Source organism: Rhodococcoides corynebacterioides (assembly GCF_019834675.1).
Lineage (GTDB): Bacteria > Actinomycetota > Actinomycetes > Mycobacteriales > Mycobacteriaceae > Rhodococcoides > Rhodococcoides corynebacterioides_A.
In genome coordinates this window covers 160,231-180,104 of record NZ_JABUBU010000004.1, presented here as the reverse complement: position 1 = coordinate 180,104, position 19,874 = coordinate 160,231, and the positions used below count along the sequence as shown (strand labels likewise).

Here is a 19,874-nt window from a genome sequence, read left to right as displayed (position 1 = left end):
GTGCGTCGAAGCCGCAGGCAGGCAGGTCAGACCTGGAATCGGTAGCCCATGCCGGCCTCGGTGAGCAGATGCCGGGGGTGCGACGGGTCCACCTCCAGCTTGCGCCGCAGTTGGCCGAGGTAGACCCGGAGGTAGTGCGTCTCCGACTCGTACGCCGGCCCCCACACCTGCCGCAGGATCTCCTTCTGGCTCACCAACCGGCCGCGGTGCCGCACCAGCATCTCGAGCATCCCCCACTCGGTGGGCGTCAGGTGCACGGCGACGCCGTCACGGGTCACGGTCTTGGCCGGGAGGTCGACGGTGAAGGCGTCGGTCTCGACCACCGGTTCGGCGTCCGCCGCCGTCGCGGCCGACCCGCGCCGCACGGCCGCCCGCAGGCGCGCGAGGAACTCGTCCATGCCGAAGGGCTTGGTCACGTAGTCGTCGGCGCCGGCGTCGAGGGCGTCGACCTTGTCCGCCGAATCGGTCCGCGCGGACAGCACGACGACGGGCACCGCCGTCCATCCCCGCAGCCCGGCGAGCACCTCGAGCCCGTCGAGGTCCGGCAGTCCGAGGTCGAGCACCACCACGTCGGGCTTGGTGTACGCCGCCGCGCGCAACGCTCCGGCACCCGTGGTCGCCGTCGTCACGTCGTACCCGCGGACGCCGAGATTGATGCGCAGCGCCCGCACCAGCCCCGGCTCGTCGTCGACCACGAGCACGCGCGTACGCGGCGGCGCGTCGCCGGCCACGGAGGGCTGTCCCGAGGTCACGGGTCCATCATGGCCGACGTCGCCGCGTCGGCTCGTCTCGTTTGCGCGTTCCTTACGCGCGGCGCACCCGCGGACGCGGCTGACACCGGGGGCAGCTGAACGAAGAGCGGTTCATGAACTTCTCCCGCCGGATGGGGGCGCCGCAGCGCGGGCACGGCAGGCCCTCCTGCCCGTAGGCGGCCAGGGACCGATCGAAGTACCCGGACTGTCCGTTGACGTTGACGTAGAGCGCGTCGAACGACGTGCCGCCCTGGGCGAGGGCCTCCCCCATCACCGCATGGGCGTGGTGCAGCACCCGCCGCAGGGCCGGCCGGGTGAGGGAATCGGTGAGGCGGGCACCATGAATCTTGCTGCGCCACAACGACTCGTCGGCATAGATGTTGCCGACGCCCGACACGACGGTCTGGTCGAGCAGGGCTCGCTTGATCTCGGTGTGCTTGCCGCGCATCGTCGCCACCACCTGCTCGACGTCGAACAGCGGGTCGAGCGGGTCGCGGGCGATGTGCGCGACCGGAGCGGGCACGAGGGTGCCGCCGGAGTCGACCAGGTCGGCCACGGCCCAGCCACCGAACGTGCGCTGGTCGACGAAACGGAGTTCGCGGTCGTCGCCGAGGTCGACGCGGATGCGGAGGTGCTTCTCGGCGGGCGCGGTGGTGGGCTGCACCAGCATCTGCCCGCTCATGCCGAGGTGCACGACAATGGCTTCGGCGGCTTCGGCGGCTTCGGCGGCTCCGGCGCGCGTGACGTCGGCGCCGGGGGGTGCGACCACCAGCCAGAGGTACTTGCCGCGCCGGTCGACCGCGCGCACCTCGGTTCCGGCGAGCCGGGACTCGAGGTCGAGACTGCCGGGCTCGTGCCGCCGCGCCGCGCGCGGGTGCAGCACCTCGACGCGGTGCAGCACGGACCCGACGACGTGGTCGTTCAGACCACGCCGCACGACCTCGACCTCGGGGAGCTCGGGCACCGGCGGGTCAGACCCCCGGAGCTGTCGGCGCCGTGCCGACCCCGGCGGCCGGGACGGCCGGGGTGCCGTCGGACAGGTCGTTCCATGCGGTGCCGGCGGCGCGCTGCTCGGCTTCTTTCTTGGTCCGCCCGATTCCGGTTCCGAACGGGGTTCCGCCGACCAGCACCGTGGCCGTGAACTCCTTGTCGTGGTCCGGTCCGGTGGCCGAGATCTCGTAGACCGGCACGCCCAGACCCTTCTCGGCGGTGAGCTCCTGCAGGCTGGTCTTCCAGTCGAGGCCGGCACCCAGCCGGGGACCCCGGTCGAGCAGGTCCGCGAACAAGCGAAGGACCACCTCTCGGGCGGTGTCGATGCCGTACTGAACATGGATCGCGCCGAGGAGGGATTCCATCCCGTCGGCGAGGATGGACGGCTTGTCGCGACCGCCGGTCATCTCCTCGCCCTTGCCCAACCGCAGGTGGGCGCCGAGGCCGCCGTCGCCGAGTCCCCGCGCCACCTCGGCGAGGGCGTGCATGTTGACCACGCTGGCGCGGATCTTCGCGAGTTCGCCCTCGGACTTGTCCGGATGCGTGGTGTACAGCTTCTCGGTGATGGACAGACCCAGCACCGAGTCGCCGAGGAATTCGAGGCGCTCGTTGGTGGGCAGACCGCCGTGCTCGTACGCGTATGAGCGGTGGGTCAACGCCAGCTCGAGAAGTTCGGAGTGTACCGAAACGCCGAGAGCGGCGAGAAGCGATGCGTGCTCGCTCTCACCGCTCTCGGGCGACGGTGTCGTGATCTGGTCCGTCACGATCGATGCTCGATCAGACAGCCGCGGTGACCTGGCGACCCTTGTAGGTGCCGCAGTTCGGGCACACCGTGTGGGGCAGGGTCTTCTCGCCGCATCCGCGGTTGGGGCACGAGATCAGCGTGGGTGCAGTGGTCTTCCACTGGCTGCGTCGCGAACGGGTGTTGGACCGCGACATCTTGCGCTTCGGGACAGCCACTTCTACTTCTCCTCGTGCTCGGTGCTACTGCTTGTCGGTAGTGCTGCTTGTCGGTGTTACTGCTGGTCGCGTCGACGCGTGGCGCGTCGGCGGACTAGGTATCGGAGCCCTGGTCCTGCAGCTTGGCTGCCAGACCGGCCCAGCGAGGGTCAAGTCTCTCATGAGAATGCCCGGGTTCCGCAATCGACAGGCGGACGCCGCACTCCGGGCACAGACCCTGGCAGTCCTCGCTGCACAGCGGCCTGAGCGGCAGTGTGAGACCCGCCACGTCGACGATCAGCGGCTCAAGATCGACCGCGTCGTCCTCGACGCGGTAGACGTCGTCGGCGTCCGTCGTCTCGTCCGTCACGCTGTCCGGGTACGCGAACAGTTCGGTCAGGTGCAGCTGGACGTGCGAGGTGAACGGCTCGAGGCACCGGGAGCACTCCCCCTCGGTGTCGGCGTCGACCGTGCCGCTGACCAGCACACCTTCGGTGACCGACTCCAGCCGCAGGTCGAGCTCGAGATCCGCACCCTCCGGCACCGCGATCAGGTCCAGACCGATGCGCGACGGCGCCGGCGCGGTGCGCTGCACCGGCATCATCGATCCACCGCGCCGCCCGAGACGACGGGTGTCCACCACCAGCGCCGAAGCGGGGCCGGTGGAACGGGAACGAGCGGCGGGAGACAACGAACGACCTCTTACTCGGTAGCGGACACGGAGCTGCGACCGGCACGGGCGGTGCGGGCAACCACTCCACGGTACGGGAGCGGACCGCACCGTTCAACTTCGGTCGGGGCGACGCTCCGGTCAGTACCGGCCGCGGGGCTCGCTGCGCGGGTCGGCGAAATCGGCGTCGTAGTTCGGCACGCCCGTGCCGGTACGCAGCTGCTGACGACCACGGCCGACCGAACGCAGGGTCCCCGAGAGCAGTTCCTCGAACTCGGCGAGCTTGCTGTCGACGTAGAGGTCGCACTCGCTGCGCAGGCGGTCGGACTCGGCGTGGGCGGCGTCGATCACGCGTGCCGATTCCGCGTGCGCGGCCGTCACGACCTCGGTCTGCGACACCAGCCGCTCCTGCTCGGCGACGCCGTCGGCGACAGACCGCTCGTAGGACGCGGTGCCGCTGTCGACCAAACGCTGGGCCTCGGCCCGCGCGCGCTCGACCAGGGTCTCGTACTCGTGCTCGCCGTCGGCCACGGTGGACTCGGCCCGCGCGGTCGCCTCCGACACCAGCGACTCGGCGTGGGCGGTGGCCTCGGCGACCATGCGATCGGCGTGCGCCTTGGCGTCCGCCAACAGCCGATCGGCCTCGTCGCGGGCGTTCTCGACCGTCGACGTGGCCTCCGCGTTCGCCGAGGAGATCGTCTTCTCCGCGCCCGTCCGCGCATCCGACACCAACTTGTCGCGGTGGTCCAGCACGTCTTGGGCGTCGTCGAGCTCACCCGGAATGGCGTCCCGCACGTCGTCGAGCAGTTCGAGCACGTCACCGCGTGGCACGACGCACCCCGCGGTCATCGGAACGCCCCGCGCCTCCTCGACGATCGCCACGAGCTCGTCGAGCGCCTCGAATACCCGGTACACGGTTCCTGGACCTCACTTCGTCGTCGGTGACCGGTCACCATGGCAGCGGTCCTTCTCGGGACCACCGACCGGTCTGCAGGCCCAGTGTGCGCGATGGGCGGCGAGGGGCTCGCCATCTGCCCCGGTGTGTCGGGGGTGCGTGTGGGCCGTCAGTCGCGCTCGGCCAGGCGGGCCAGCAACCGCTCGTGCACGACGGTGGGGACCATCGACGTCACGTCGCCGCCGAGTCGCGCGATCTCCTTGATCAGCGAGCTCGACAGGCAGCTGTGCACGGGGTCGGTGCCGAGGAACACGGTGTCCACCCCGGTGAGGCGGCGATTCATCTGCGCCATCTGCACCTCGTAGTCGAAGTCGGCGGCGTTGCGCAGACCCTTGATCATCGCGGTGGCGCCGTGCTGCGCGGCGTAGTCGACCAGCAGCCCCTCCCACACGTCCACCCGGACACCGGCGAGGTGCGTGGTGCAGGCGTCGATCATCTGCACGCGCTCGTCGACGGTGAACAGCCCGCTCTTGTTCGGATTGACGACGACGGTCACCACGACCTCGTCGAATTGCGTTGCCGCACGGGCGATCACGTCGAGGTGGCCGAGGTGGACGGGATCGAACGAGCCGGGGCACACGACGCGGGTCACACCGGGAACGTATCAGCCGGTGCGTCGGTCCTCGGGCCCACGTCCGGCGTCCCGGCGCGCCAGGTCGACTCGCGCCTCGCCATAGGTCCAGGACTTGACCGCCGACAGCCCGGCGGGCCACCCGGTCGACGGCGATCGGCTGGATCGCTCGACCACGACGAGCGCGTCGTCGGCCAGCCACCCGCCGTCCACCAGACGCTCCAGGGCCGTGCCCACCTCCGCGTCGGAGACGGCGTAGGGCGGGTCGGCGAAGACCAGGTCGTACTCGCGGTCGGGCGGCCCCGACAACGCCCCGGCCACCGTCGACGTCCGCACGACGGCGCCCGGCAGTCCGACGGTGGCGACGTTCCGTGCGATCACCCGGGCCGCGCGGGCGTCGTTCTCCACCAGGAGCACGTGCGCGGCACCGCGGGAGAGCGATTCGAGGCCCACCGCACCCGACCCCGCATAGAGGTCGAGCACGGCGGCGCCGTCGAGATCCATCCGCGCCTCGAGGGCACTGAAGAGCGCCTCGCGCACCCGGTCCGCCGTGGGCCGGGTGCCGCGCGGCGGCACCGCCAGCGTGCGCCCGCGGGCGTGGCCGGCGACGATGCGGGTCACCTCAGCTGGGGTCGGTGGTGTCGCCGACGGTGATGACGGCGATGAGGTCGCCGCCTTCGACGCGGGCCACCCCGGACAGGGCGAGGCGGGTGATGGTCCCCGACCGGGGTGCGGTGACGGCCGCTTCCATCTTCATCGCCTCGATGGTGGCGACGGTGTCCCCGGCGGTCACGGTGTCGCCTTCGGCGGCGACGAGGGTGACCACCCCGGCGAACGGCGCCGCCAGATGCGACGGATCGCTGCTGTCGGCCTTCTCCGTGGTCGGGACATCGGCGGAGATCGACCGGTCCCGCACCGACACCGGCCGCAACTGCCCGTTGAGGATGCACATCACCGTCCGCATCCCCGCCTCGTCGGGCTCACTGATCGCCTCGAGTCCGATCAGCAACTCCACCCCCTTCTCGAGCTGCACCCGATGCTCGTCGCCCTGGCGCAGTCCGTAGAAGAACTGGTTCGCCGACAAACTGGTGGTGTCGCCGAACTTCTCGCGATGCTCGGCCAACTCCTTCGCCGGGCCGGGGAAGAGCAGATGGTTGAGCCGATCCCGACGCTCCGCGGAGGTACCCGAGAGCAGCACCTCGTCCTGCGTGGTCAGCGTCGCCTCCCCGCGCCCCGGGCCTCGCCCGGCCAAGGCGGTGGAGCGGAACGGCTCCGGCCACCCCCCGGCGGGGGTGCCGAGATCACCGCGCAGGAACCCGATCACCGAGTCCGGGATGTCGAAGCGGCCCGGGTCGGCGGCGAAATCCTCCATCGACACCCCCGCCCCCACCAGATGCAACGCCAGATCCCCCACCACCTTCGAACTCGGGGTGACCTTGATCAACCGCCCCAGCAACCGATCCGCATCCGCATAGGCCTGCTCGACCGCCTCGAACCGGTCCCCCAACCCCAACGCGATGGCCTGCTGACGCAGGTTCGACAGCTGCCCGCCGGGGATCTCGTGGGTGTAGACCCGCCCCGTCGGGGAGGGCAACCCCGACTCGAACGGCGCGTACACCTTCCGCAGCGCCTCCCAGAACGGCTCGAGGTCGCACACCGCCTGCAGATCGAGCCCGGTGTCGCGGTCGGTGTGCGCGGCGGCCGCCACGATCGCCGACAGCGCGGGCTGACTGGTGGTGCCCGCCATCGCCGCCGACGCCCCGTCGACGGCATCCGCGCCCGCCTGCCACGCCGCGAGGTACGTCGCCAACTGACCGCCCGGGGTGTCGTGGGTGTGCACGTGCACCGGCAGATCGAAATTGGACCGCAGCGCCGTCACCAACGTCGCCGCCGCCGGGGCGCGCAGCAGCCCGGCCATGTCCTTGATCGCCAGCACGTGCGCGCCGGCGTCGACGATCTGCTCCGCCAGGCGCAGGTAGTAGTCGAGGGTGTAGAGGTCCTCGTTCGGGTTCGACAGGTCCCCCGTGTAGGACATCGCCACCTCGGCGACGGTGGTGCCGGTGGCGCGGACGGCGTCGATCGCCGGCCGCATCTGATCGACGTTGTTCAACGCGTCGAAGATGCGGAAGATGTCGACCCCCGTCGCCGCCGCTTCCTCCACGAACGCCGAGGTGACCCGCTCCGGGTACGGGGTGTAGCCGACGGTGTTACGCCCCCGCAGCAGCATCTGCAACGCGATGTTCGGCATCGCCTCCCGCAGCGCCGCCAACCGCTCCCACGGATCCTCGTGCAGGAACCGCAATGCCACGTCGAACGTCGCCCCGCCCCAACACTCCACCGACAACAACTCCGGTGTGGTCCGCGCGACGTACGGGGCCACCATCGCCAGCCCCGAGGTGCGCACCCGCGTCGCGAGCAGCGACTGATGCGCATCGCGGAACGTGGTGTCGGTGACACCCAACGCCGAACGCTCCCGCAGGTCCTTCGCGAACCCCTCCGGCCCCAACGCCAGCAGCCGCTGCCGCGACCCGTCCGGCGGCGGCACACTCAGATCCACCTCGGGCAACTTGTCCTGCGGGTACACCGTGGTGGGGCGTTCCCCGTGCGGCTTGTTCACCGTCACCTCCGCCAGGTAGCGCAGGATCTTCGTGCCGCGGTCGCCCGAGCGCCGCGCCGACGTCAACTCCGGCCGCTGCTCGATGAACGAGGTGGTGACGGTGCCGGCCCGGAAGTCGGGATCGTCGAGCACGCCCTGCAGGAACGGGATGTTGGTCGAGACCCCGCGGATACGGAACTCCGCCAACGCCCGCCGCGCCCGCGCCGCCGCCACCTCGAACGTCCGCCCCCGGCACGTGAGCTTGACCAGCATCGAATCGAAGTACGCCGACACCTCCGCCCCCAACGTCGTCCCGCCGTCGAGGCGAATCCCCGCCCCACCCGGGGTGCGGTACGCGGTGATGCGGCCGGTGTCGGGGCGGAAATCGTTCGCCGGATCCTCGGTGGTGATGCGGCACTGCATCGCCGCACCCCGAATCCGCATGTCCTCCTGCCGCAACCCCAGATCCTCGAGCGACTCCCCCGAAGCGATCCGCAGCTGCGACGCCACCAGATCGACATCGGTGATCTCCTCGGTCACCGTGTGCTCGACCTGGATCCGCGGATTCATCTCGATGAACACGTGGTTGCCGCGCGTGTCGAGCAGGAACTCCACCGTGCCCGCGCACGAGTAGCCGATCTCCTTCGCGAAGGCCACCGCGTCCGCGCAGATCCGCTCCCGCACCGCCGGATCCAGATTCGGCGCCGGCGCCAACTCCACCACCTTCTGATGACGCCGCTGCACACTGCAGTCCCGCTCGAACAGATGCATCACATTCCCGTGCGTGTCCGCCAGAATCTGCACCTCGATGTGCCGCGGATCGACCACCGCCTGCTCGAGGAACACCGTCCCGTCCCCGAACGCCGACTCCGCCTCACGCGACGCCGCCTCGATCGCCTCCCGCAACCCCGACCGCTCCGCCACCCGCCGCATCCCCCGGCCACCACCGCCGGCGACGGCCTTGACGAACACCGGGAACTCCATGCCCTCCGACGCCGCCACCAACGCCTCGACATCCGCCGACGGCTCCGACGACGCCAACACCGGCAACCCCGCCGCCTTCGCCGCCGCGATCGCCCGCGCCTTGTTCCCCGTCAACTCCAACACCTCCGACGACGGACCGACGAACGTGATCCCCGCCCGCACGCACGCCGCCGCCAACTCCGGATTCTCCGACAAGAACCCGTACCCCGGATAGATCGCGTCCGCACCCGCCCGCACCGCCGCATCGACGATCGCCTCCACCGACAGGTAATTGCGCACCGGATGACCCGGCTCCCCGATCTCGTACGCCTCGTCCGCCTTCGTCCGATGCACCGAATTGCGGTCCTCGAACGGAAACACCGCCACCGTCTCCGCACCCAACTCCACCGCCGCACGGAACGCCCGAATCGCGATCTCACCACGATTGGCCACCAACACCTTCGAGAACATGTGCGTCAACCTACTTTCCGTACGGCCATCGGGGGGTCATGCCTTGTCGAGGAAGTCCACGCGGGTCGCATCCCACGCCGAGCGCATCATGCCCGCCAGACCGGGATGGCGGGCGAGTCCGGGATCTTCCGCCACCACGCGCTGCGCGAATTCTCGTGCGGCCATGATGATGTCGAGGTGATCGAGCACCGACAGCAGACGAAGATTGGTCCGCGTGCCCGACTGGTCGGCGCCCAGCACGTTCCCTTCCCGGCGCTGCCGGAGGTCGAGCAGGGCGAGCTCGAATCCGTCGGTCGTCCCGGCCACGGCCTCCAGACGGTTCAGGGACGGGGAACTCGGGCTCACGTCGGTGACCAGGATGCACAATCCCGGGTGCCCGCCGCGGCCGACTCGGCCGCGCAGCTGGTGCAGCTGACTGACCCCGAAGCGGTCGGCATCCATCACCACCATGGTCGTGGCGTTGGGCACGTCCACGCCGACCTCGACGACCGTGGTGCAGACCAGGACGTCGATCTCGCCGTGGTCGAAGGCCGTCATCACGGCGTCCTTCTCGTCCGCGGGCAGGCGGCCGTGGAGCAGTCCCACCCGGACACCCGACAGCGGTCCCGACCGCAGCGCCTCGAACACGTCGAGGGCGGCGGCCGTGGTCGGCGCGTTCTCGTCCTCGTCTCTGCCGACGTCCCTGTCCGAGCCGGACCGACGGGAGGACTTCTTCGCGCGGCGTGGCGGTGGAGTGTCCTCGTCCTCGCCGATCCGAGAGCACACCACGTAGGCCTGGCGCCCGGCGGCGACCTCTTCCGCGATGCGTGCCCAGGCTCGCCCCACCCACCCCGGATGAGCCCGGGCCGGGACCACCGACGTCGCGATCGGTGATCGACCACGCGGAAGTTCGCGCAGGGTCGAGGTGTCCAGGTCGCCCAGCGTGGTCATGGCGATGGTCCGCGGAATCGGCGTCGCCGTCATCACCAGCAGGTGCGGGCTGCTGTCACCACGAGCCTTGGCGCGCAACATGTCTCGTTGCTCCACGCCGAACCGGTGCTGCTCGTCGACCACCACCATGCCGAGGTCGAAGAAGGACACGGACTCCTGGATGAGGGCGTGCGTGCCGATCACGATGCCCGCGTCCCCGCTGACCACCGCGAGCAGTGCTGCACGCCGCGCGGCCGTCGACATCGACCCGGTCAGCAACACCACTCGGGTCGCGTGCTCGGGCGCACCGAGTTCCCCCGCCGTCGCCAGTGCACCGAGCTGCGCGGTGATCGACCGATGATGTTGCGTCGCGAGCACTTCGGTGGGCGCGAGCAGCGCACACTGGTACCCGGCGTCGACGACCTGCAGCATGGCGCGCAACGCCACGATGGTCTTGCCGGAGCCCACTTCGCCCTGGAGCAGTCGGTTCATCGGGTGCGGAGCGGACAGATCGGTCCCGATCTCCTCGGCGACGATCCTCTGACCGTCGGTGAGCTCGAACGGCAGAACGTCGTCGAACGCGGCCGCGAGACCGTCGCGGCGGGGCGGACAGGCCGGTGCCGGACGCGCGGCCGCCGACTGCCGACGAGTCGCCAGGACCAACTGCACGGCGGCGGCCTCGTCGAAACGGAGCCGATGACGCGCGGCCTCCGCGTCGTTCTTCGATGCCGGAAAGTGGACGGCGCGCAGCGCATGGTCCAGGGGAGCCAGCCCCTCCTGCGCCCGAACCACGTCGGGCAACGGGTCCTCGACGGCGTCGAGATCCTCGAGGACCGTGCGGGTGCACCACAGGATGTCCCAGGATTCGATGCCCGCCGCCGCCGGATAGACGGGAAGGAAGGGCAGTGCACGGATCGCCGCGTCCATGGCCTGACCCACTCCCCGACGCGGCCCCGCCGACGCGTTGCCCCGCGATACCAGATCCGACTCGTCGTCGTCGAGCACGAGATATCGGGGGTGGTTGAGACTCCAGTTCGAGCGCCAGTACTTCACCGTGCCCGAGAACATCACCCGCTGGTCTTCCTTGATGGCGTGCTTCACGCGGCTGCCGTTGAAGAAGGTGGCCTTGACGTGCTGCCCGTCGCAGTCGAGGGTGACCTCGAGCACGCTGATACCGCGCTTGCCGCGGTGGGGGAAGAGCTCGCACTTCGCCACCCTGCCGACCACGGTGACGTGATCGCCCTCGTACGGGTCGGTGGACCCCAGGCCGCTGCCCTGCGAGACGTAGCGCGACGGGACGTAGCGCAGCAGGTCCCCGACGGTGACCAGCTCGAACGACTCCTCCAGGGCGCGGGCCACACCCGTCTCGAGCACGGTGTCGAGCCTGTCGTCGAAATGTGTCACCGCACCCCTGTCCTACCGACCCTCGTACTCGACGGCCGTCCGTCGATCGCGTGGTCGGCATCCTCTCACCCGGTACCGTCACGGACGTTCGCCACGCTCCCCGTGGTCCCGGTTTGGTCCGACGGGGTGCTGGCGCTAGTCTTGCAGGGTTGCGTTCGCCGGTCCGGCATGTCCGGATGTGGTGCGGACGCGAAGCTTCACCCCACATGATGTCCTGCAGTACCGATCGCGGCGCGCCGCGTCGGTCTCACCACGAAGACCAAGGAGTTCGCGACTATGGCTGCCGTCTGCGACGTTTGCGCCAAGGGACCCGGCTTCGGTAAGTCGGTTTCGCACTCGCACCGCCGTACCAACCGTCGCTGGAACCCCAACATCCAGACCGTCCGTGCGCAGGTCGCGCCGGGCAACACCCGCCGGCTGAACGTGTGCACCTCGTGCCTCAAGGCCGGCAAGGTGGTCCGGGGCTGACGTTCCCGCACGTTCGCATCATCGGCGCTGCCCGACACCCTCGGTGTCGGGCAGCGCCGTTTCGGCGTTCCCGGCGGGTCGTCGGCGTCCGCGGTCCGGTTAGGGTCGGACGATGAGCATCGAGGAGTCAGCCCCGACCGAGCCGCCCGTCGTCGTGCAGGACGGCGTGCTCCGCGTGCGCATCGCTGCGCCCGGATCGGGCAGCGTCCTCGACGGTCGCGCGATGGACGACGGCGCCGCGGCCCTCGCCGACCTGGACCCCCGGATCGGTGCGATTCTTCTCGTCGGCGGCGACGACAACTTCTGCGGCGGGGGCGACGTGGCCGCGTTCCACGCGGCGCCCGACCGCGGCGCGTTCGTCCACCGTCTCGCCGAGCGATTCCACGACTTCGTCCGTGCGCTGGCGTCCGCGCCCGTTCCGGTCGTGGCGGGCGTTCCCGGCTGGGCCGCCGGCGCCGGGATGTCCCTGGTCTGTCACACCGACATCGCCATCGGCGGCCGCTCCACCAAGCTCCGCCCCGCGTACCCCGCCCTGGGGTTTACGCCCGACGGTGGCCTGACCTGGACGCTGCCCCGCATCGTCGGAGTGCGCCGCGCCCGCGACATCCTGCTGACCGACGCGGTGGTGGGGTCCGACGAGGCCAACCGCCTCGGACTGCTGACCCGACTCGTCGGCGACGAGGTCATCGCCTCCGAGGCGGAGCGGCTCGCCCGCACCCTGGCGGCGGGACCCACCGGCACCGTGCGCCGCACCAAGGAGCTGCTCCTGGCGTCGGCGGGCGCGAGCCTGGCGGACCAGTTGGACGCCGAGACCGCCGCCATCACGCTGTCCGCGGACTCCCCCGACGGTATCGAGGGCGTCGACGCCTTCGTCGAGAAGCGGCGGCCCGCCTTCGGCCGATGACGCGGCGACCGAGCGCCCGGATTCACGCCACGGACGCGGCCTTCCTCCCGTCCCCGTCGTTCCCCGGGTCCAGCGATCAATACGTCACCGTCGCCTTCGACACCTCGGACGCACCGGGCCCCACCCTCGACGACGTTCGTGACCTGGTGCGGCGCCGAACCGCCGGACTCGACGTCTTCGCCGCGTCCGTCGCGCCCTCCCCGTTCGGCCTCGACCATCCGCGGTGGGTCCGGACTCCGCACGACCCCGAGCGGTGCGTCACCGCGGTCGGAGCGCCGTCGCGGACGTGGCACCGGGCGCAGGACGACCTCGCCCGGATCATGACGACGCGACTCGACCCCGCGGCGGCCACGTGGCACCTGCACCTTCTCCCCGCCGTGACGGGGGTTCCGGGGTCGGAGTCGACGGCGGCGATCGTGGTGCTGCAGGTGTGCCACGCTCTCACCGACGGGCGCGGTGCGGGGGCGATGCTGCGGACGCTGTTCGGTCCGGCGGACGATCGTGCGACCGTGCCCGCGGTCCGGACTCTGCGGACGCGCCCCGGCCGCCGACGAGCGCGACGTGCCCGTCCCTCCCACCCGCCATCCGGTGTCCTTCGCGAGCGTCGCTCCCGCCGCGGATCGCGCCGCCCGGGTGCTGGTGCTCCCGGTCGATCGACTGCGCGCGCCCGGCCGCACCGTCACCGTCTCGGCCCTGACCGCGGTCTCCCTCGCCATGGAACGCGTTGCCCGCGAACGACACTCGGCGACGGGAACGATGGCCGCGCACGTCACCGTCGCACTCCCCGACGACGTGCGGTGGGGCGCGCGCAACCGGTTTCTCCCCGCGATGGTCGACCTGGCCGTCGGCGTCCCCGACGTGGCGGAGCGGGCGGCCCGCATCGCCGCGTCCCTCGAGGCCGGACGTCGACGTGCTCGTCACCCGACGATCCTGCGTCGGTACGAGACGGGCAACAGCGTTCCGAGACCCGTCATGCGCGCCGTCGGGCCGGCGCCGCGGCCACCCACGGACTCGGTCCTGGCCCACACGTCGTTCTCGAGCGTGCACCGCGGGCCCGCCGACCTGTGCCTCGGCGGGGCTCCCGTGCTGTTCACGGCCGGTTTCCCGGCCTTGTCACTGGCCAGCAGTCTGTCGCACGGGGTCTACACGATCGGAGACACCGCCACGATCTCGGTGCTGTGGTCGCCCGGGGCGCTGCCGGGCATGGACGACTACGCGGACGTGCTGCAGGAGGCCCTCGCGGCCCTGGCCGCCTAGGGCAGCCGCCAGTCGACGGGCTGCTCCCCCATCGCGACGAGGTGCTCGTTCACCGAACTGAACGGGCGTGAGCCGAAGAATCCGCGCGAGGCGGAGAGCGGCGACGGGTGGACCGACGAGACGACGGGCGTGTCGCCCAGAAGCGGTGCGGCCGTGGCGGCGTCGCGGCCCCAGAGCACGGCGACCAACGGTGCGTTCCGCTCGACGAGGGCGGTGATCGCACGGGCCGTGACCGCCTCCCATCCGGCGCGACGGTGCGACGCCGCGGCGCCGGGCCGCACCGTGAGCACCCGATTGAGCAGCAGGACACCGCGATCCGCCCAGGGCGTGAGGTCACCGCACGACGGACGCGGCAGGCCGAGGTCCGCGACGTACTCGGCGAAGACGTTGTGCAGGCTCCGCGGAACCGGCGCGACGTCGGGTGCGACCGAGAAGCTCAGTCCCACTGCGTGTCCGGGTGTCGGGTACGGGTCCTGACCGACCAGCAGGACCCGGACGTCGTCGAAGGGGCGCTCGAACGCGCGCAGCACGTTCTCGCGTGCGGGCAGCACCTCGTGGCCGGCGGCGCGCTCCGCCTCGACGAAGTCCGCCATGGCCGCCAGGCGGTCCGCGACCGGCTCCAGCGCTCGGGCCCAGCCGGGGTCGACGGGTCCGAACGTCATGGGGCACTGCCGGTGTCGAGATCCTTCACCATGCACACCGATTGCTCCTCGTGGCGGTAGAGACCGAATTTGGGCACGAGCGGGCGGTAGCCGCTCGACGTGTAGAGCCCGATCGCCTCGGGTTGGCGCAGACCGGTCTCGAGGACGAGGCGGCGGCGTCCTGCCTCCGTGGCCGAGCGCTCGACGGCGGCCAGGACCGCCCGCGCGACTCCGCGACCTCGTGCCTGCGGGCGGACGTACATGCGCTTGATCTCCGCGTCACCGGGCCGTAGTCCGTCGGCTTCCGGGCCGCCGTCGTGGGCGCGCCACCCACCCATCCCGACGGACCCCTCGGCATCGCGCACCACGAAGAGCACGCCGACGGGCGGCAGGAACTCCTCGACACGCAGCGGCGTGGAATCCGGTCCGCCGTAACGCCGGACGTACTCCTGCTGGACCTCGTCGATCATCTCGATGACGTCTGGATCGTCGAGCCGCGCGGTGCGCGGCGTCAGAAGCTCGTCCACCCGCGCGGCCCCGTCCACTCGTGTCCGTCGACGGTCACCGTGCCCCCGTCGCCGGCTCCGCCGCCGTCCCCGCCGCCGTCGGCGCGCGCCGAGCCGACGACGGTCCACCCGGCCGGCAGTGCGGCGTCCGCCGGGAACGTGGCCAGCAGGACGTGGTCCTCACCGCCGCCGAGGACCCAGTCGAGCACGTCCACACCGAGATCGGCGGCGGCGGAACGTACCGCGGCCGATACCGGCAGGCGGTCGGACTCGACGGCGAGCACGACGCCCGATGCGACGGCCAGATGGGTGGCGTCGGCGACCAGACCGTCGGAGACGTCGCACATCGCCGTCGCCCCGGCGCGCGACGCGATCGGTCCCGCGTCGTAGTCCGGCTGCGGAACCCGGTGCGCCGCCACGACATCGGCGTGCGACTCGACACCGGCGTGGGACTCGACACCAGCGTGGGACTCGAGAGCAGCGTGCGATTCGACACCGGCGGTGAGCACGGCCAGCCCCGCGGCGGACGCCCCCGTGGGTCCGGAGACCGCCAGCACGTCGCCGGGCCGCGCGCCGTCCCGGCGGACCGGGCGTCGGCCCGCGAGGTCACCGAGCGCCGTGACCGACAGGACGAGCCGGTCACCGCCCGTCGTGTCACCGCCGACGACGGCGGCCCCGGCCCGGACCGCTTCCTCCCACAGGCCCGCGTTCAGTCGGTCGATCCACGACATCGGGACGTCCGACGGGCAGGAGAGCGCGACCACGAACCCCGTGCACCGCGCCCCCATGGCCGCGACGTCGGCGCCGTTCTGCGCGATGGCCTTTCGGCCGATGTCAAGGGCGCTCGACCAGTCGCGTCGGAAGTGACGGCCCTCGACCAGCATGTCGGTGGTCACCACCACCCGCCCGTCCGCGGCGGCGAGAACGGCGGCGTCGTCGCCCGGCCCGAGCACCACCGAGTCCGGGTACGTGCGCCCCTCGGTGATGCGGGCGATCAGCGCGAACTCCCCGACGCTGCCGACCGTCTCGTCGACGGCACCGGGGGTGCCGGAGGTATCGCGACTCACGACGGCTGGTGTCCTCTCCCGAACGGGCGGGCGCGCGCTGCGCCCGTGGTGCCATCGTCGCGCACCCGGGCCGGGCGTCGGGTGCGGGGGTGGCGGTCGGCGGTCGCGTAGCGTCGATCGTCGACGGCAGGACGATCGACGACGGGTGGTGGCGCGGTGAGCAGCGGCGAGAGGGACGAGCGGATGCATCCGGCGTTGGTGGCCACGGCCATCGCGCTGCCCGTCGCGCTGGTGGTCGGGGTCATCGTCGCCGCCGTACTGGCCACGCGCGCACCGGAGCAGGGTCCGGTGGCCCTGGGCGCCGTGCCCTCCCCGCAGGCCGAGTCACCGGACTGCGCGGCGCTGATCGACGCGCTGCCCGCCGAGTTCGACTCCTTCACCCGCGCGGAACTGGTCGATCCGGCTCCGCCCGCGGCTGCGGCCTGGCAGTCGCCCGACGTCGCCGAGCCGGTGGTGCTGCGGTGCGGACTCGAGCGTCCCGCCGAGTTCGACCAGGCATCGCGGCTGGACGTGATCGACGGCGTGCAGTGGTTCCAGGTGACCGGCGACGCGCAGGGCATCGACGCGAGCACGTGGTACGCGGTGGACCGGCCCGTCTACGTCGGGGTGACGGTCCCCACAGGGACGGGACCGACACCGCTGCAGGCGATCACGGCCGCGGTGACGCAGTCGCTGCCCGCCGGCCCGATCGATCCGAACCCGGTCAACTAGGCGTCAGCGCAGGCCCGTGCCGCGTGCCAGGGCCGTCTCGACCAGCATGCCCACCAGGTCCGCGTACTCGATCCCGGCCGCCTCCCACATGCGCGGGTACATCGAGATGGACGTGAAGCCCGGCATGGTGTTGATCTCGTTGATCACCGGACCGTCGTCGGTGACGAAGAAGTCCACGCGGGCGATCCCCTGGCAGTCGAGGGCGCGGAAGGCGTCGACGGCGATCTCCCGGATCCGATCCGCGACGCCGTCGTCCAGCCGGGCGGGGATGTCGAACTCGCAGACGTCGTCGAGGTACTTCGAGTCGAAGTCGTAGAAGGCACCGTCGTGGTCGGACTCCGGCATCCGGATCTCGGCGACGACGCTCGCCCGCACCGAGCCGTCCGGCAGCTCGAGGACGCCGCATTCCACCTCGCGGCCGACCACGGCGGCCTCGACGACCACCTTCGGGTCGTGCTCACGAGCTGCGCCGATGGCCGCGTCGAGGTCGGCCCAGTCGGTGACCCGCGTGATGCCGATCGAGGATCCGCCGCGGGCGGGTTTCACGAACACCGGCAGCCCCAGCTCGTCCCGTTCCGCGGGCCCGAGGGTGGCGCGGTCGCGCCGCAACACCACCTGGCGGCCGATGGGCAGCCCCTCCGCGGCGAGCAGCTTCTTGGTGAACTCCTTGTCCATCGCCGCGGCGCTCGCGAGGACGCCGGGGCCGACGTAGGGCACACCGGCCACCTCGAACAGGCCTTGCACGGTGCCGTCCTCGCCGTAGGCGCCGTGCAGGACCGGGAAGACGACGTCGACGGCCTCGGTGACCGCGACCGGCTCCCCGTCCACCGACGTCAGGTGGCCGGGATCGGCGGCGTCGACGGTCAGCGCGAGGGGCTCCGCGGCCTCGACCGACGGCATGGTGCGGCCCGTGATGCGCAGGCTGTCCGGGTTGGAGGTCCCCCGCACCCAGGTGCCGCCGCGGGTGATGCCGACCGGCACCACGTCGAAACGCTCGGGATCGAGATGGCGCATGATGCTGCCCGCGGACACGCACGACACCGCGTGCTCGTTGCTGCGGCCGCCGTAGACGACGGCGACCCTGATGCGCTCGTTCACGTGGAGCACCGTACCTGCCGGAGTCACTCCGGCTTGTGACGCCGCCCCAGCAGTCCGTGCACCGCGCCCTGGACCGAGAGGCCCTCGTGACAGACGCGGTGGACGGCGTCGGTGAGCGGCATCTCCACGTCGTACGCCTCGGCGAGAGCGCGAATGGACGTGCAGGACTTCACACCTTCGGCGACCTGACCGTGCGCCGCCTCCTGGGCACTCTCCAGGGTGCCGCCGGCACCGAGGTGCTCGCCGAACGTGCGGTTGCGCGAGAGCGGGGACGAGCAGGTGGCCACCAGGTCCCCCACGCCGGCGAGCCCGGCGAGGGTCGACGGATTGGCCCCCAGCGCGACGCCGAGCCGGGTCACCTCGGCGAGCCCGCGCGTGATGATGCTCGCGACGGAGTTGGTGCCGAATCCCACTCCGGCCGCCATCCCGCACGCGAGCGCGATCACGTTCTTGCAGGCACCGCCGATCTCGCAGCCGATGACGTCGGAATTGGTGTACGGACGGAAGTACTTGGTGGCGCAGGCCGTCTGCAGCGCGATGGCCCGATTGGAATCGGGGCACGCGATGACCGTCGCCGTCGGCTGCTCGGCGGCGATCTCCTTGGCCAGGTTCGGTCCGGACAGCGTGCCCACCCGTGAGGGATCCGCGCCGGTGACCTGGCAGACCACCTGCGTCATGCGCATCAGGGTGCCGGTCTCGATGCCCTTGGCCAACGACAGCAGCGTCACGTCGCTCCCGATCATGGGGGCCCACTCGATCAGGTTGTCCCGCAACGACTGGGACGGCACGGCGAGGACCACCGTGCACGCGCCGTCGAGTGCGTCGGCCGCGTCGTGCGTCGCCCGAATGCCGTGCGGCAACGGCACACCGGGGAGGTAGTCGGCGTTCTCGTGCCGGTCGGTGATCGACCGGGCGAGTTCCTCGCGCCGCGCCCACATGGTGACCTCCGTGCCGGCGTCCGCCAGCACCTTCGCGAATGCCGTACCCCAGGAACCGGACCCGAGCACCGCTGCCTTCACCATGTCGAGCCTCCGAGCGTCGTCTCCCCCGATCGCGGTGGTCCGCCGACCGTGCTGCACACAGTAGCCATCGAGGAAGCCATCGGGGACCGCGTTCCGAGCGATTCCGACCACCACTGGCAGGATCGACGATCATGAGCACGCCCGCCCACCACCGTCCTCCGGTCGCGCCGGGCGACCGCGGCCTCGGGGTGCACGTCGTGCTGGCGGTCAAGGACCTGTCCGGCGCCAAGAGTCGGCTCGCCGGCGCCCTTCCCGATCCGCGCCGCGCGGACCTCGTCGTGGCCATGCTTCTCGACACCGCCGCGGCCGCGTCGGCGTCGCCGCTCGTCGTCGGGTGGTCGGTGGTGACCCCCGACCCCCGCGTGGCCGACGTCGCGGCACGCGCGGGTGCGACGGCGGTTCCCGAACCGGCGTCGCCGCGCGCTCTCGCCGGCACCGGGGTCGGTGCCTCCGGACTGAACCGGGCGTTGAGCGCGGCCCACGACGCCGTGCGCGCGGGCGGGGTGGACGTCGTCGCGCTGGCGGCGGACCTGCCCGCCCTGACGACGGCGCAGTTCGAGGCCGCGTACCGCGCCGCGTCGCCGACGGGTCGGTCGGTGGTCATCGATCACACCGGGTCGGGAACGACGGCGTTGCTCGTGCGCGGTCCGGGGGCGGCACTCGACCCGCGGTTCGGTCCCCGCTCGGCCGAGCACCACGTCGCGTCGGGGGCGGTTGCTCTGGACGGCGACTGGCCCGGCCTGCGGTTGGACGTCGACACCGAGGACGACGTGCGTCGGGCCCTCGAACTGGGCGTCGGCGACCACACCCGCGCGGTGCTGGAGAACGCCGGGTGGCCGCTCGGTGAACACCGCACACCGGGCTGACGCGGAGGCGGCGCGGGACGCCCGCGCCCCGCCCGGGTCACGCCACACCGAGTCGCGGTCGAGTGGTGACGGCGACGTCCGGTGGGGAATGATCGGGGGGTGAGCGACAAGGCG

At 71.6% G+C, this 19,874-nt stretch carries 20 protein-coding genes; 5 read left to right on the top strand and 15 right to left on the bottom strand.

Annotated elements, in window-relative coordinates:
• Positions 1-26: 26 nt before the first annotated feature.
• From HQ603_RS08700 to recG, 10 genes are all read right to left on the bottom strand, one after another.
• Positions 27-752 (bottom strand): response regulator, encoded by a 726-nt coding sequence (locus tag HQ603_RS08700; protein ID WP_308126425.1) that lies wholly within the window; start codon positions 750-752, stop codon positions 27-29.
• Between the two features lie 52 nt (positions 753-804).
• On the bottom strand, positions 805-1,716 hold the full coding sequence (gene mutM / locus HQ603_RS08695; protein ID WP_222684130.1) for a bifunctional DNA-formamidopyrimidine glycosylase/DNA-(apurinic or apyrimidinic site) lyase: 912 nt from the start codon (positions 1,714-1,716) through the stop codon (positions 805-807).
• Between the two features lie 7 nt (positions 1,717-1,723).
• Positions 1,724-2,506, bottom strand: a complete 783-nt coding sequence (rnc, locus tag HQ603_RS08690) for a ribonuclease III (protein WP_222684129.1) — start codon at positions 2,504-2,506, stop codon at positions 1,724-1,726.
• 13 nt (positions 2,507-2,519) lie between these two features.
• Complete coding sequence (rpmF, locus tag HQ603_RS08685; protein WP_068153101.1) at positions 2,520-2,702, bottom strand: 50S ribosomal protein L32; 183 nt, start codon at positions 2,700-2,702, stop codon at positions 2,520-2,522.
• Between the two features lie 94 nt (positions 2,703-2,796).
• Positions 2,797-3,285: a YceD family protein gene (locus HQ603_RS08680; protein WP_222684160.1), complete on the bottom strand. Its 489-nt coding sequence runs from the start codon at positions 3,283-3,285 to the stop codon at positions 2,797-2,799.
• A gap of 207 nt (positions 3,286-3,492) precedes the next feature.
• Positions 3,493-4,266: a DivIVA domain-containing protein gene (locus HQ603_RS08675; protein WP_222684128.1), complete on the bottom strand. Its 774-nt coding sequence runs from the start codon at positions 4,264-4,266 to the stop codon at positions 3,493-3,495.
• A gap of 149 nt (positions 4,267-4,415) precedes the next feature.
• Entirely contained in the window at positions 4,416-4,898 is a 483-nt protein-coding gene (coaD, locus tag HQ603_RS08670; RefSeq protein ID WP_222684127.1) for a pantetheine-phosphate adenylyltransferase, read from the bottom strand.
• Positions 4,899-4,910: 12 nt separating this feature from the next.
• Positions 4,911-5,498 (bottom strand): 16S rRNA (guanine(966)-N(2))-methyltransferase RsmD, encoded by a 588-nt coding sequence (gene rsmD / locus HQ603_RS08665; RefSeq protein ID WP_222684126.1) that lies wholly within the window; start codon positions 5,496-5,498, stop codon positions 4,911-4,913.
• A gap of 1 nt (position 5,499) precedes the next feature.
• Complete coding sequence (locus tag HQ603_RS08660; RefSeq protein ID WP_222684125.1) at positions 5,500-8,907, bottom strand: pyruvate carboxylase; 3,408 nt, start codon at positions 8,905-8,907, stop codon at positions 5,500-5,502.
• A gap of 36 nt (positions 8,908-8,943) precedes the next feature.
• Positions 8,944-11,220 carry an ATP-dependent DNA helicase RecG gene (recG, locus tag HQ603_RS08655; RefSeq protein WP_222684124.1) on the bottom strand — a complete coding sequence of 759 codons (2,277 nt, stop codon included), beginning with the start codon at positions 11,218-11,220 and terminating at the stop codon, positions 8,944-8,946.
• 276 nt (positions 11,221-11,496) lie between these two features.
• On the opposite strand from recG, the gene rpmB reads away from it, so the two are divergent.
• The 3 genes from rpmB (at position 11,497) to HQ603_RS08640 (ending at position 13,849) form a co-directional block, all read left to right on the top strand.
• Entirely contained in the window at positions 11,497-11,688 is a 192-nt protein-coding gene (gene rpmB, locus HQ603_RS08650; protein WP_068100597.1) for a 50S ribosomal protein L28, read from the top strand.
• 112 nt (positions 11,689-11,800) lie between these two features.
• Positions 11,801-12,592 (top strand): enoyl-CoA hydratase/isomerase family protein, encoded by a 792-nt coding sequence (locus HQ603_RS08645; RefSeq protein WP_222684123.1) that lies wholly within the window; start codon positions 11,801-11,803, stop codon positions 12,590-12,592.
• A 561-nt stretch (positions 12,593-13,153) separates the two neighbouring features.
• Positions 13,154-13,849 carry a WS/DGAT domain-containing protein gene (locus HQ603_RS08640; protein ID WP_222684122.1) on the top strand — a complete coding sequence of 232 codons (696 nt, stop codon included), beginning with the start codon at positions 13,154-13,156 and terminating at the stop codon, positions 13,847-13,849.
• Here the strand turns inward: HQ603_RS08640 and HQ603_RS08635 are convergent.
• From HQ603_RS08635 to HQ603_RS08625, 3 genes are read right to left on the bottom strand one after another with little or no spacing between them, the layout of a single operon-like run.
• Positions 13,846-14,511, bottom strand: a complete 666-nt coding sequence (locus tag HQ603_RS08635) for a uracil-DNA glycosylase (protein ID WP_222684121.1) — start codon at positions 14,509-14,511, stop codon at positions 13,846-13,848. The two genes, HQ603_RS08640 and HQ603_RS08635, sit on opposite strands and share 4 nt — an antisense overlap.
• Complete coding sequence (locus tag HQ603_RS08630; RefSeq protein ID WP_308126424.1) at positions 14,508-15,017, bottom strand: GNAT family N-acetyltransferase; 510 nt, start codon at positions 15,015-15,017, stop codon at positions 14,508-14,510. The genes HQ603_RS08635 and HQ603_RS08630 overlap by 4 nt, the downstream gene beginning before the upstream one ends.
• Positions 15,002-16,063 (bottom strand): thiamine-phosphate kinase, encoded by a 1,062-nt coding sequence (locus HQ603_RS08625; protein ID WP_308126423.1) that lies wholly within the window; start codon positions 16,061-16,063, stop codon positions 15,002-15,004. Before HQ603_RS08625 ends, HQ603_RS08630 begins: the two co-directional genes overlap by 16 nt.
• Positions 16,064-16,246: 183 nt before the next feature.
• Here HQ603_RS08625 and HQ603_RS08620 point away from each other — a divergent pair, with 183 nt between their 5' ends.
• Entirely contained in the window at positions 16,247-16,774 is a 528-nt protein-coding gene (locus tag HQ603_RS08620; RefSeq protein WP_222684119.1) for a DUF3515 domain-containing protein, read from the top strand.
• Positions 16,775-16,777: 3 nt separating this feature from the next.
• Here HQ603_RS08620 and HQ603_RS08615 read toward each other — a convergent pair whose 3' ends face one another.
• Both HQ603_RS08615 and HQ603_RS08610 read right to left on the bottom strand, forming a co-directional pair.
• Entirely contained in the window at positions 16,778-17,872 is a 1,095-nt protein-coding gene (locus tag HQ603_RS08615; protein ID WP_222684118.1) for a D-alanine--D-alanine ligase family protein, read from the bottom strand.
• 23 nt (positions 17,873-17,895) lie between these two features.
• Entirely contained in the window at positions 17,896-18,894 is a 999-nt protein-coding gene (locus HQ603_RS08610; protein WP_222684117.1) for an NAD(P)H-dependent glycerol-3-phosphate dehydrogenase, read from the bottom strand.
• Positions 18,895-19,025: 131 nt separating this feature from the next.
• On the opposite strand from HQ603_RS08610, the gene cofC reads away from it, so the two are divergent.
• Complete coding sequence (cofC, locus tag HQ603_RS08605; protein WP_222684116.1) at positions 19,026-19,760, top strand: 2-phospho-L-lactate guanylyltransferase; 735 nt, start codon at positions 19,026-19,028, stop codon at positions 19,758-19,760.
• Positions 19,761-19,874 lie beyond the last annotated feature (114 nt).